This is a genomic window from Streptomyces tibetensis (assembly GCF_007655005.1).
Classification (GTDB): domain Bacteria; phylum Actinomycetota; class Actinomycetes; order Streptomycetales; family Streptomycetaceae; genus Streptomyces; species Streptomyces tibetensis.
The window spans coordinates 335,057-347,683 of record NZ_SZVW01000001.1 but is presented as its reverse complement, the minus strand read 5'-3'; the positions used below and the strand labels follow the sequence as shown (position 1 = coordinate 347,683).

Genomic DNA, 12,627 nt, shown 5'->3' with positions numbered 1-12,627 from the left:
AGGGACGCCCACCCGGGCGCCAGAACAGCACGACAGCATGCACAGTAACCGAGGACACGATGAGTGAGTCGAACGAGCCCAACGAGCCCAACGAGCCCAACGAGCCCGACGAGCCCAACGAGCCCGACGAGTCCACCGAGCCCGATGGTGAGGCGACCGCCCCGGCCGCCGCCCCCGGCGCGGTGACTCCCGAACCGCCGGAGGACTTCGTCAAGGCCGCCAAGGCGGCGCCCAACCACTGGCTCTACCTGACCGACCCCACCTGGCGCGGGGAGGCCCCGCCGCCGGCGTTCGCGGTGGTCGGCCAGTGGCGCTCCGACGAGAACGGCGAGATCGTCGAGTGGCAGGCCAACGAGGACTACGTGCCGTCGCCGGGCGCGCGGGGCTGGCCCGAGCCCACCGACGACGTGGACCGCGCCGTCCAGCTCGCCACCACCGGCTACGGCCCGGCGGACGACGTCACCGCCGCCCTGTCCAGGGCCGAACTGGCGATGCTTGTCGCGGCGGACGGCCGGCCGGTGAGCGCGTCGGGAAACGACGGCACGGCAGTGGTCCCGGTCTACACCTCGGCGCGCTACCTCCACCGGACCGGCCTGGGGTTCGAGCGGGTGCGGATCAACGACGTCCTCGACCGGATCCCCGAGGGGCACAACGTGTGCGTCAACAGCTCGGCCCCGGTGAGCATGGTGCTGATCAAGGACAAGCTGGTGGCGGCTCTGGCGGCCGTGGAGAGCGCCCAGGCGGAGGAGTCCCCGGCTGGGGACGACGTGGACGTTGCCCCCAACAGTGCCCGGACGGGCAGGGCAGACCGCGACGGCGATGTCCAGGATGGGATCTGACTGTCACACCGTCACCACCAGTCCGAACCTCCGCACACTTCAACCCTCACCAGGTGACAACGGCATGAGCGAGATTCTGAGTTGGCGTGCTACCCCGGGAGAACCGGCATGAGCCGCTCCGGGGGCGCCGGAGCGCGCTGGTTCAGCAGGCGGGGCGCCCGCGTCCGTAACGGGTCCTCCGCCGACCCCGCGTCGTCCGCGCCCGTGGCCACGCCGGACACGCCCGAGCGTTCCGAGGGCGGCCGCGGCCGGGGCGGGGCGCTGCTCGTCGAGGAGTACGACGGCGTCATGCTGCTCCGCTCTCCCGCGGACGACACGCTGTCCACCTCCGACGTCGCCGACCTGGCCCGGGCCCTGGCCGCCGATCCGGAGCACACCGTGACCGTGGTCGCCGGGGCCGAGGCGTCCTCGGCCGGTGAGCTGTGGCCGCGGCTGCGCGGGGTGCTCGACTCGCTCCGCTCGGACGGCGTCGGAGTGGTCCGGCTCGTCCTGTCGGCCGCGGGCGACGACCGGCCGGACGAGCCCGCCGTCGCCCGCCGGATCGCCGACACCTGGGAGATCGAGGTGATCGCCCCCGACGGCGTCGCCCTCGTGGTGCCCGGCGGCGGCCTGTTCGTACCGCAGCGGCGTACGGGGCGGGGTACGGGGCGGGGCGGCTCGGGCTGGGGCAGTGAGCCAGTCGGAGGCGAACGCGGCGGCTGGTGGCGCTTCGCGCCGGGTGCCGAACCGGTGCGGATCGGCTCGCGCCAGCCCGCCCCCGCGTGGCAGCCCGCGGTCGAGCACCTGCCGTCCGGCACCTCCGGCGGTTACGCCGTCGAGCAGATCCCGGCGGGTCTGCTGGTCCGGTCCCGGGATGCGATCGCGCCCCGCCCCGCCGACCTCTGCTACGCCGTACCGGCCGACCCGCGCGGCCCCACCGTGCTGCTGGGCGCGCCACGGGACGAGGACGTCCCGGCGGGCGACCTCACCGAACTCCTCACCGCCCTCCCCGAAGCCGTCAGGCCCCGCGTCCGGCTCGCCCCCGGCGGCCCCCGGGACATCCTGCGCACCGGCCAGTCGGTCGCCGACGCGCTCGGCGTCGAACTCCTCGTCCGCACCGGCATGCCGCTGATGTCCTACGGCGTCCCGACCGAGCCCGGCACGGTGCGCTCCGTACTCGTCGACGCCGACGGTGCGCCCCGCTGGCAGCCGTTCGTGGACTCCGTGGTGTGCGCCCCGGCACGTACGGGCGAGACCGCCCCGCGCCCCCGCCTGGCGCGCTGGAGCCCGCCCGTTCCTGGCCGCGGCAGCGCGGAACACGGCACCATACGCCTCTCCGAGCAGTGGCGGGTCACGGTCACCCGGGCGGGCTTGTGGATCACCGACACCGAGAGCGAGCCGCCGCCGGCCACCGCCCGCCCGGTCGACCCGGAAGGACCGGCGATCGAACTCGGCCACCCCGGGCGGCCGATCGACCCGTCGCTGTACCCCGTGCTCGGCAGGCTGCTCGGCGGACTCGGCGCCGACGTCTGCGGCCGGGCCAGGCTGTTCGTGCTCGGCACGTGCGCGGACGGAGGGCGCGAGTTGCGCCGTACGGTCGCCGAACACGGCCTGCGGACCCTGCGTTTCGGTGCCGGACTCGCGCCCGCCACACCCGAGGCGCGGCGCCAGGACCCGGCCGAGTCCGCCCAGACACCGGAGGAGGTGGTCCCTGCTGAGGCGGAGCCGGATGTCGCGACGGTGGCAGCGGACCAGGCGATCGCGGAGCTGGAGCGAGCGGCCGCGGCCGTTGAGGCGGAGGAGACGGAGGAGGCGGAGCCCGAGCCGGACCACGAGCGCGACCCGATGTCCCTGGGAACGCCCCCGGATGCCGCCCACCCGGAGGTCACCGAGGATCCGGGCCCCGTGCTCCCTCCGGCGCGACCGTCGAAGGTCAGCACGGCCTCGGCCCCGCCCCTGACCCCGTCCACGCGCGACACCTCCGCCACGCCTGGCGAGCCCGCCACGTCCGCCACATCCGGGGCAGGAGCAGGAGAAGCAGGGACCGGGCCGGAGCCCTCCAGACCGCGAACGGGCGGCCCGGACCCGAGCAGGCCGCCGGGCCCCGCCCGCGTACGGGACCCCGAGCGGCCCGAACCCCCGGGAGCGGCACGCCCCTTGCGGACGGGGAGCGGCACGCCCGCACCCCCACCGGAGCCGGACCAGCGCAGCGAGTCGCTGCCTCCCATGGGCCTGGACGCGATGCTGGACCTGATCCGGTCGCAGAGCCCGCGCGGCGGAGACGGAGAAGGGGCCGCCGCCCCGCCGGCATCCCCCCAGATCCGCAGGCCCCTCGAGCCGGGTACCCCGCTGCGGGGCCCCTCCCAGGGGCGGGCGCTCCAGGCGTCGCGTAACACCCCCGCGACCCCGGCCACGCCGAGCCCGGAGTCTTTGGAGTCCGTGGAGTCTCCGGCGGGGACCGCGGATCCGGCGGTGCCGGGCGGCCGGTCCGCCCAGGACGGCCGGATGCCCCCGGAAGTGCCCCCGACTTTGGCCGTACCCGGGCCGCTTGAGCACGCCGAGCCCCGGACACCCGACGGGGGTCCGGCTCCGTCGGAGCCACCGGCGGCCCCCGTACCCCCGGCAGCACCGCTGTCCACCACAGTGTCGCAGTCCGCGCAGGCGTCCCCGTCGGCCCCAGCACCCGAGGCCGCGACTCCCGCGACTCCCGTGCCCCCCGGGCATGAGACCGCCGAGTCTCCCGCCGCTCGTACGCCGCCCGCGCCCCTCCGGCCGTTGCCCCCCGTTCCGTTCCTCCCGGGGCATGTCAGTACGGAGGCCGAGCGGACCGCCTTCCGCGCGCTCGCGGACGCGGTGTGGGAGCGGCACAGTGCCGCGGTCACCCGCGCCCTGACCCGGATGCCCGCGCTGCGCGGTGCTGAGCAGGAGGCGGCGCGCACCGACCTGGTCGCGCTGCACGTGTACCTGGACACCTCGTACGACCCCGAAGCCCCGGACGCCCCGGCCCCTGACTCCCCGGCGGCGCGGCTGAACCATGCCGCGCTCGCCCGCGGGATGCGTACGGGCGACGAGCGGCTGCTGCCGTACGCCGCCTGCGTGGCGTCCGCGCTGCGGCGCCTGCCGTCGTACCGGGGCCTGGCGATCCGCCGCACCCACGAGGCGGACGGCGGCCTGGTGCCCGGAACCCTGCTGCGCGACCCGGGGCCGATGTGCGCGCTGCCACTCGGGGCCGGGGCGCCGCGCCCCGCCGGCGCGCAGTACGCCATCTGGTCGGTCACCGGGCGCCGCACGCGCCCGCTGACCGGCCGCCCCGCCTCCGCCGGTTCCGCATCCGGCGGGGACGAGGTCGTCTTCGCGCCCGGGACGCTGCTACGGGTCCTCGATGCCCGCGAGGCCGACGGCGCACCGCTGGTGCTGCTGCGCGAAGTGCCCGCCGCCGGGGCGGTACCGCAGGACGTACGTCTCGATGACCACGACCGCGCCGCGCTCGACCGGCTGGACGAGGCGCTGCGCCGCCATCCCCTGGACACATGAACGGATAAGGGAGACATGATGTCGAGTCAGGAACCCAAGAACCCACGAGGGCCCGCGGTCCGCCGCGCCGTCACCTTGCCGGACACCGCCGGTACCCCGGATCCCGCCGCGCTGGCGCCACTGGGTACGGAGAGCGGCGCGGCCGCAGCAGCCGAAGCCGGCACCGCCGAGCAGCCGAAGGTCCCGCTGAACGAGTCCGCGCCTGCCGGCGAGCCCGTTGAGTCTGTTGCGTCTGAGGCAGGGACCGGGGCCACCGTGGCGTTCGCCGCCGGGGCGCCGGAGATTCCGGCCGTCCCGGACGTACCGCCTGCCGCGGCCGAGAGCCATGCTGACGGCCACGGATCCGCCGACACCATGGCCTCGGCCGTGGGCGACTACCCCCCGGGCGCCGACACCGATACCGGCGAGGAGGGCGACGAGCCCCCCTCGGGCCGCCCCACCAAGGCGCTGCTCGCCGCCGCGGCCATCGCGGGTGCGGTGCTGATATCCCTGCCGTTCCTTGCCTTCGGAGCCGGGGACGACGATCGCAAGACCAGGGCGGAGCCCGAGCCCCCCTCAGGCGTGACGGTCCCGAAGGCCGAGGCGAAGGGCCCCGGCACGTACACCGCCGAGTCGCCCGCCCCGCCCGCCACCGAGCAGGGTAAAGAGAGCAAGTCCCCTTCACCGGAGACCAAGCCCGAGCCTCAGCGGAGCAGCGACCAGCCGGTGGCCCAGAAGAAGCGGAGCAGCGAGCAGCCCGTGACCCAGAAGAAGCGGAGCAGCGAGCCGGTGGGCCACAAGAAGCGGAGCAGCGAGCAGCCGGTGGCCCAGAAGAAGCAGAAGATGAAGTCCGTCACCTCCCAGGTGCTCGCCCCGGATCAGCGTAAGAACTTCCAGTTCAAGAACGTCAAGAGTGGCCGGTGCGCGGACGTTCCCGGCATGGGCAAGGGCCGGCTCAACGGCCCGGTCCTCCAGCACGACTGCGTCGTCCAGAACTGGGACGGGGACAACCAGGCGTGGGACTTCGTCCTGGCGCAGAAGAACAAGGGACCCGGTGGCCGCAACCTCGTCGTGATCAAGAACAGGAAGAGCGGCCTGTGCCTGGATCTGCCAGGCCGCGGCAGCAAGCCGAACAGAACTCCGATCAGCCAGACCCACTGCAATTCCACGCTCCAGGACAACCAGTTGTGGTGGGTCGAAAACCGGGGCGGCAACCGGACGTTCTGGATCCACAACTACACCAGCGACCAGCGGTGTCTCGAAGTCTGGGGCGAGGACGGCAAAGCCGGCAACGACGCACGCCTGGGCATTTACACGTGCTCTCCCGCCGACGACCACGAGTGGCAGCTGAAGAACAAAGGCGAGGCATGACGGCCACGCGTGGTTGTTGACGCCGCCACCCGGCTCAGCCGGAACGTGTGTGAGGGCCGGCCGGCTTGTTGCCGGCCCTCGCAGAGACTACGTCGCTGATGTCGACATTCATGTACTGCGTCCGCGACAGAGCGCTCGCAGCGGCCGCGACGATCAGCCCGCACTTTCTCGACGGTCTCATGATTCCTTCTGATCAGATCGCTGTCGAATACTCAGGAAAGCGTGAGGCCAGCACGATTGACTCGTCACTTGGTGACATATGTAAACGCCGATCAGGGCCACATGCGAATGCCCGTTTATGGTGGTGGCGGTGAGAGTTTTCTGACCGTTTCGGTTCGGCGCCCACGAGACGCGTCAAGAATGCTATGCGGCGGCCCGCTGACGCCTTTCCTCTGGAATAGCTCAAATTCGTGGACCGCCCCGTCCGCGGGTTCTACGTTGAATGGAGCCGTCCCAGTGGCTACCTCCCCCGGGCTGCTGGGACGGCCCATCGGGCCCACATCCGCGACCGCGGACGGCCCCGCTATCGCGCTATCTCACCCCTCACCGAGGAGCTTCCCTCGTAGGGCGTGATGGGGACCGAGAACCGCCGCGTCGAGAAGTCGTACGTCACGTCGCCCGCCCGGCCGCCGGTGGCGGACACCGACACATCGGCCGGGGAGTACCCGTGCAGGGTGACCGGCCCTTCGCCGTCGGCGTACGCGATGGTCGCGCGCACCGTGCCGTCGTCCGACAACTCCGCGATCCGCTGCCTGCCCAGTGACACGAACTTGCCCGCGTCGCCGAGGAACGCGATCCCGGACCTGCCCACCGTCACCACCTGGAGGTACGACCCGTCGCGGGTCACGGGGGCCGTGTGCTGGAAGTCGACGTAACCGCTGCCGGAGGGGCCGGGGTGCCCGGTGCCCACCTGGGGGCCGGACGGCGTGGCGTCCTCCGCCTCGTAGAAGGCGGCCGGTTCCGGTGTCGGGACGTCACGGGCGTAGGCGTAGACGTACCCGGCGGTCAGCTCGCCGTGGCGGGTGACGGTGGTCGCGACCATGGGGCCGTTCTTCCCGCTCGCGTCGCGGACGTAGGTGGCGGTGTCCGGGACGAGCGGGGTGTCCGGTCTGACGATCACGCCGTCGGCCGGATCCTCCGGTGCCCGTCGCGAGCGGTGGCCGCAAGTCTCGTAGTTCACGTACACATGTGCCTGCTCACCAGCGACATTCCGGTGGTCATAGATGCTTGCAGCACGGCAGCGTCGCGTCGAAGTGGTCGACGATTCAGTGTCCGGGACGGCTCAGCGCATCGGCCCGGGGAACGGCTGACGAGGCATCCGGTCGCGCTGGTCACGCGCTGGCCGCGTTGGTCCCGAAAATCGCGCATAACCGCAGGTCAGAGCCCTAGACCGCGGAGACGGCCGGGGCCGCCACCCCCCACAGGAGAGGCCCCGGCCGCCGCGCGGTACGGGCCGCGCGGCGGCCCGTACTCCCTACAGCGCCCGGTGTGCGTTTTCTGTCACACTCCTCCGCGTCACGGCTTAGTTGCATCCTGGACGGACATGGACGGGGAGTGGTTTCAGGTCGTAACGTGCCATTCGCGCCAACAGCGAAGGCGGCGAGACCACCGCAACCACCTGCGGGCTTGTGACCGCAACCACCAATTGAGCAACCACGACGGCGAGAACCCGGTCCGCGAGAGCGGCGCCGGTTTAGGCGCAGAAGGGCGCGCGGTGCTGGGGGACGACGCGGAGCTGACCGCCGCGGTGCGCGCGGCACAGAACGGAGACGAGAACGCGTTCCGGACTGTGTACCGCACCGTGCACCCGCGGCTGCTCGGGTACGTACGGACGCTGGTCGGCGACCCCGACGCCGAGGACGTGACGTCCGAGGCGTGGCTCCAGATAGCCCGCGATCTGGAGCGGTTCACCGGCGACGCGGACCGCTTCCGCGGCTGGGCCGCCCGGATCGCCCGCAACCGCGCCCTGGACCACATACGCATGCGCGGGCGCCGGCCCGCGATCGGCGGCGACGAGACCGAGCTGACCGGCCGGGCCGCCGAGTCGGACACCGCGGGCGAGGCCATCGAGGCGCTCGCCACGAACGGCGCGTTCTCCCTGATATCCCGGCTGCCGCAGGACCAGGCCGAAGCGGTCGTGCTGCGTGTGGTGGTGGGGCTCGACGCGAAGACCGCGGCCGAGACGCTCGGAAAGCGCCCGGGAGCGGTCCGCACGGCGGCGCACCGGGGCCTGAAGCGGCTTGCCGAACTGCTCGGCGGCGACCCGCAGGCCGATCCGGAATCGGCCGGGGTGCTCGACGCCCTGCCGCCCCAGAGAGAACCGCGCGGCGGTGCGGTGACGTCCGCAGGTGTGACGCACAGCGTCGCGCGGACGCAGAAGGATGTGTGATGGCCGACGAGCAGTACAGGTGGCTGGACCGCGAAACGGCGGAGCGTTTGCTGAGCGGAGAGCCACCCGGAGCTGTCGAAGGCGCCGGCCGGGAGCAGGCCGAACACCTTGCCAGGACCCTCGGCGCGTTGTCCGCCGTACCCCCGCTGACCAGCGATGAACTCCCCGGCGAGGCAGCCGCGGTGGCCGCCTTCCGCAAGCACCGCGCGGAACGCGCCGATGCGGCCGCAGCCCGTACGGACGCCGGGGGACGGGCCGCCGCCCGGGTCGCCGACGCAGGGCTGGTCCGGATCGGAACCCCCGGTGGCAGCGGCACCGGCACCGGCCGGCCGCCCCGCTGGGCCCGCCCGGTGCGCCTCGGCCTGGCCGCCGTGCTGGCCGTCGGCATGGCCGGCGGGGTCGCCCTCGCGGCCGGAACCGGAGTCCTGAGGGCACCGTTCGGCGGCGACGAGCCCCGGCCCGGCGCCTCCGTCTCGGCCTCCGTCACCCACCCGGAGCGCCCGCCGGCGTCGCCGTCGCCGAGCGACGCCGTTCAGGGCGGTTCCGCCCCTGACGAGGACCCTCCTCAGGGCCACGACGAGCAGCGCGACGACGCCGCCCCGGCGCCGGACGAGCGGAAGGACCGCTCCGGCGACCAGCGCAGCGAGATCACCGCGGCCTGCCGCGACCTGCGCGACGGAAAGCGGCCGGACCCCGACCGCAGGCGAGCCCTGCGGGACGCGGCGGGCGACCGGCGGGTGTGGAAGTACTGCAAGGACGTCCTGTCCTCGGCCGGTCCCCGCTCGGAAGAGCGCCGGAATGACGACCGCGCGGATCAGCGACACCACCAGGGCGGGGGCGCGGACCGGAACCGGCAGCAGGACCGCAAGCAGGACGGTGAGCAGGGCCGCAAGCAGGACCGTCAGCAGGACAAGGCCGAGCGGAAGGCCGGCCAGCAGGCCGAGCGGAAGGCCGAGAAGCGGTCCGTCAAAGGGGGCGACGACGGTGACTGACGCGGACCGTGGCCGGCTCCGGACGACCGGGACCCCTTTCGCAACGCTGTGACCTGCGGTTTCGTACTCCGTGAAATTGGTTCGGCCGAGGGTGTGACGTTTTCGGTCGCCCCGGCGCAGTAAGAAGTGAGCCGACTGGTCATCGGCCGTCGCACAGAGCCGGGGTTCCCCCCGTACCTACGGCTCGTGCACCGAGCGCGGGCGGGACACGTTCCCCCGGTCCCGCCCGCGCCCCAACGTCCTCTCCCGCTGTCACCAGGACACGACGACCTTGTCGCCGTCGCGGACCTGCGCGTACAGCTCTGCGATCGCCGCCTCGTCCCGTACGTTGACGCAGCCGTGCGAGGCCCCCGCGTAGCCCCGGGCGGCGAAGTCCGCCGAGAAGTGCACGGCCTGGCCGCCGCTGAAGAACATCGCGTACGGCATGGGCGAGTCGTAGAGCGTCGAGACGTGGTCCCGGGACTTCCAGTAGACGGAGAAGACGCCCTCCCGGGTCGGCGTGCCCTGCGAACCGAAGCGGACCGCCATCGTCGAGACCGTCCGCCCGTCGACCATCCAGCGCAGCGTCCTGCTGGTCTTGTCGATGCACAGCACCCGGCCGGACCGGCAGCGCGGGTCCGGCGGGTCGGCCGACTGGCCGCCCATCAGGTACAGGTCCCAGTGGCCCGGCTCGCGCGTCATGCCCAGCAGCCGCTGCCAGGTGACGGCGTCGGCCTTCCCGGTGCGCGGCAGCCCGCGCTTGCCCTGGAAGCCGCTCACCGCCCGCTGCGTCGCCTCGTCGTACGTCCCGGTCGGCCCCTCGAAGAGCCAGGCGACCTGGCGCAGCCGGGCCTGGAGCTCCCGGACGTCGCGGCCGGTGTCGCCGCGTGACCACAGCACGCGGGGCGGGGTGGGAGCGGCACGGGGCTTGTCGTCGCCCGACGGCGGCGCGGAACGCGGTGTGTCGCCGCCACCGGCGGGTGTACGGCCCTGGGACGGGGTGCCGTCGGGCAGCTCGATGTGCACCGGCGAGCGGCGCTTGCCCTCGCCGTCGGGCGCCTGCACCGTGCAGCCGGTCAGCGCGGCCAGTACGGCGAGTCCCGCTGTGAACGCTCTCCCCATGCCCGTACTACGCACACGGCCCCCCGCTCGTCTCACCGGCACGCCCGGATGTCACCTGAGATGTTCCCCGGGCGTGACCCGTCGCGAACCAGGGGGCATGGTGGTGAGCGAGGTCACTCTCTGCGGGAGGCAACCCACCATGGCGCGTGAGTCGGAGTCCGGACTGCCCATCGAGCCGCTCTACGGTCCGCAGGACCTCCAGGGCTGGGATCCGGCAAAGAAGCTGGGGGAGCCGGGGGCGTACCCGTACACCCGTGGTGTGTATCCGTCGATGTACACGGGCCGCCCCTGGACCATGCGCCAGTACGCCGGTTTCGGCACGGCCGCGGAGTCCAACGCCCGCTACCGGCAGCTGATCGCCCACGGCACGACGGGGCTGTCGGTCGCCTTCGACCTGCCCACCCAGATGGGCCACGACTCCGACGCGCCGATCGCCCACGGCGAGGTCGGCAAGGTGGGAGTGGCCGTCGACTCGATCGAGGACATGCGGGTGCTGTTCGGCGGGATCCCGCTCGACCAGGTCTCGACGTCGATGACGATCAACGCCCCGGCGGCCCTGCTGCTGCTTCTGTACCAGCTGGTGGCCGAGGAGCAGGGGATCCCGGCGGACCGGTTGACGGGCACGATCCAGAACGATGTGCTGAAGGAGTACATCGCCCGGGGCACCTACATCTTCCCGCCCAAGCCGTCACTGCGGCTGATCGCGGACATCTTCAGGTACTGCCGGGCCGAGATCCCGAAGTGGAACACCATCTCGATCTCCGGCTACCACATGGCCGAGGCGGGTGCCTCGCCCGCGCAGGAGATCGCCTTCACCCTCGCCGACGGCATCGAGTACGTGCGCACCGCGGTCGCGGCCGGCATGGACGTCGACGACTTCGCGCCCCGCCTGTCGTTCTTCTTCGTGGCCCGCACGACGTTGCTGGAGGAGGTGGCGAAGTTCCGTGCGGCGCGGCGGATCTGGGCGCGGGTGATGCGTGAGGAGTTCGGCGCGAGGAACCCCAAGTCGCTGATGCTGCGCTTCCACACCCAGACGGCCGGCGTGCAGCTGACGGCCCAGCAGCCCGAGGTCAACCTGGTGCGCGTCGCCGTGCAGGGGCTGGCCGCGGTCCTGGGCGGGACGCAGTCGCTGCACACCAACTCCTTCGACGAGGCCATCGCCCTGCCCACCGACAAGTCCGCCCGCCTCGCCCTGCGCACCCAGCAGGTCCTCGCCCACGAGACCGACGTGACCGCCACCGTCGACCCCTTCGCCGGGTCCTATGTCATCGAGAAGATGACCGACGACCTCGAAGCCGCCGCCGTGGAGCTGATGGACAGGGTCGAGGAGCTCGGTGGCGCCGTCGACGCCATCGAACAGGGCTTCCAGAAGGGCGAGATCGAGCGCAACGCCTACCGCATCGCCCAGGAGACGGACTCCGGTGAGCGGGTCGTGGTCGGCGTCAACCGCTTCCGGCTCGACGAGGAAGAGCCCTACGAGCCGCTGCGCGTCGACCCGGCCATCGAGACCCGGCAGGCCGAACGCCTGGCCACCCTGCGCGCGGAGCGCGACCAGCCGGCCGTCGACGCGGCCCTGGCGGCGCTGCGGAAGGCCGCCGAGGGCGAGGACAACGTCCTCTACCCGATGAAGGAGGCGCTCAGGGCCAGGGCCACCGTCGGCGAGGTCTGCGACGCGCTGCGCGAGGTGTGGGGGGCGTACGTCCCGTCCGACGTCTTCTGACCTGCGGCCGGGCGGGGATGTCGGACCCGCGTGCGACACTCACTCGCATGTTCGGTGTCGTCGATCTGCCCACCTACCTGGCGGGCCTCGTCCTGATCATTCTGCTGCCCGGTCCCAACTCGCTGTACGTGCTGTCCGTGGCCGCCCGCCGTGGTGTGCGCGCCGGATACACCGCCTCGGCCGGAGTCTGGTGCGGGGACGCGGTGCTGATGACGCTGTCCGCGGCCGGAGTCGCCTCGCTGCTCCAGGCGAACGCCGTGCTGTTCGCCGTCGTCAAGTACGCCGGGGCCGGATATCTGACCTGGCTGGCCATCGGCATGCTGCGGGCCGCGTGGGGCATGTGGCGGACGCGTGCGGAGCGGACCGCCGGTGACGAGGCGCCCGCGCCCGCCGAGGAGCGGCCCTTTGGCCGTGCCTTCGTCGTCAGCCTGTTCAACCCCAAGGCGATCCTCTTCTTCGTCGCCTTCTTCGTGCAGTTCGTGGACCCGGGGTACGCCTACCCCGCCCTGTCCTTCGTCGTCCTCGGCGCCCTCGCCCAGTTCGCCAGCGTGCTCTACCTCAGCGCGCTGATATTCGGCGGCACCCGGCTGGCCGCCGCCTTCCGCCGCCGCAGGCGCCTGTCGGCGGGGGCGACCTCGGCGGCGGGCGCGCTGTTCCTCGGGTTCGCGGTGAAGCTGTCGCTGGCGAGTTCGTAGCGCACCGGGGCTACAGGGCGTTGCCACA

The 12,627-nt window shown here is 72.8% G+C and carries 9 protein-coding genes; 7 read left to right on the top strand and 2 right to left on the bottom strand.

What is annotated here, in order from left to right; all coding sequences use genetic code 11:
* The first annotated feature begins 59 nt into the window (after positions 1–59).
* The 3 genes from FDO69_RS01585 (at position 60) to FDO69_RS01575 (ending at position 5,702) form a co-directional block, all read left to right on the top strand.
* On the top strand, positions 60–839 hold the full coding sequence (locus FDO69_RS01585) for a type VII secretion system-associated protein (protein ID WP_234387805.1): 780 nt from the start codon (positions 60–62) through the stop codon (positions 837–839).
* Between the two features lie 108 nt (positions 840–947).
* Complete coding sequence (locus FDO69_RS01580; RefSeq protein ID WP_104777749.1) at positions 948–4,352, top strand: hypothetical protein; 3,405 nt, start codon at positions 948–950, stop codon at positions 4,350–4,352.
* Positions 4,353–4,370: 18 nt separating this feature from the next.
* Positions 4,371–5,702, top strand: a complete 1,332-nt coding sequence (locus FDO69_RS01575) for an RICIN domain-containing protein (RefSeq protein ID WP_159030580.1) — start codon at positions 4,371–4,373, stop codon at positions 5,700–5,702.
* A gap of 523 nt (positions 5,703–6,225) precedes the next feature.
* Here the strand turns inward: FDO69_RS01575 and FDO69_RS01570 are convergent.
* On the bottom strand, positions 6,226–6,822 hold the full coding sequence (locus tag FDO69_RS01570; RefSeq protein WP_138430024.1) for a carbohydrate-binding protein: 597 nt from the start codon (positions 6,820–6,822) through the stop codon (positions 6,226–6,228).
* Positions 6,823–7,416: 594 nt separating this feature from the next.
* Between FDO69_RS01570 and FDO69_RS01565 the strand changes: the two genes are divergently transcribed.
* Positions 7,417–8,091: an RNA polymerase sigma factor gene (locus tag FDO69_RS01565; protein WP_104777746.1), complete on the top strand. Its 675-nt coding sequence runs from the start codon at positions 7,417–7,419 to the stop codon at positions 8,089–8,091.
* Positions 8,091–9,083: a hypothetical protein gene (locus FDO69_RS01560; RefSeq protein WP_104777745.1), complete on the top strand. Its 993-nt coding sequence runs from the start codon at positions 8,091–8,093 to the stop codon at positions 9,081–9,083. Before FDO69_RS01565 ends, FDO69_RS01560 begins: the two co-directional genes overlap by 1 nt.
* Before the next feature lie 252 nt (positions 9,084–9,335).
* Here the strand turns inward: FDO69_RS01560 and FDO69_RS01555 are convergent, their stop codons facing one another.
* Positions 9,336–10,184 (bottom strand): L,D-transpeptidase family protein, encoded by an 849-nt coding sequence (locus tag FDO69_RS01555; RefSeq protein ID WP_104777744.1) that lies wholly within the window; start codon positions 10,182–10,184, stop codon positions 9,336–9,338.
* A gap of 139 nt (positions 10,185–10,323) precedes the next feature.
* Between FDO69_RS01555 and FDO69_RS01550 the strand changes: the two genes are divergently transcribed.
* Both FDO69_RS01550 and leuE read left to right on the top strand, forming a co-directional pair.
* Positions 10,324–11,904: an acyl-CoA mutase large subunit family protein gene (locus FDO69_RS01550; RefSeq protein ID WP_104777743.1), complete on the top strand. Its 1,581-nt coding sequence runs from the start codon at positions 10,324–10,326 to the stop codon at positions 11,902–11,904.
* 47 nt (positions 11,905–11,951) lie between these two features.
* Positions 11,952–12,599 (top strand): leucine efflux protein LeuE, encoded by a 648-nt coding sequence (gene leuE, locus FDO69_RS01545; protein WP_104777742.1) that lies wholly within the window; start codon positions 11,952–11,954, stop codon positions 12,597–12,599.
* Positions 12,600–12,627: the final 28 nt, after the last annotated feature.

What these genes read in the sequence shown, in the direction of transcription:
- FDO69_RS01585 (WP_234387805.1), top strand. Translation starts at nt 60, where the DNA reads ATGAGTGAGTCGAACGAGCCCAACGAGCCCAACGAGCCCAACGAGCCC.
- FDO69_RS01580 (WP_104777749.1), top strand. Translation starts at nt 948, where the DNA reads ATGAGCCGCTCCGGGGGCGCCGGAGCGCGCTGGTTCAGCAGGCGGGGC.
- FDO69_RS01575 (WP_159030580.1), top strand. Translation starts at nt 4,371, where the DNA reads ATGTCGAGTCAGGAACCCAAGAACCCACGAGGGCCCGCGGTCCGCCGC.
- FDO69_RS01560 (WP_104777745.1), top strand. Translation starts at nt 8,091, where the DNA reads ATGGCCGACGAGCAGTACAGGTGGCTGGACCGCGAAACGGCGGAGCGT.
- FDO69_RS01555 (WP_104777744.1), bottom strand. Translation starts at nt 10,184, where the DNA reads ATGGGGAGAGCGTTCACAGCGGGACTCGCCGTACTGGCCGCGCTGACC.
- FDO69_RS01550 (WP_104777743.1), top strand. Translation starts at nt 10,324, where the DNA reads ATGGCGCGTGAGTCGGAGTCCGGACTGCCCATCGAGCCGCTCTACGGT.
- leuE (WP_104777742.1), top strand. Translation starts at nt 11,952, where the DNA reads ATGTTCGGTGTCGTCGATCTGCCCACCTACCTGGCGGGCCTCGTCCTG.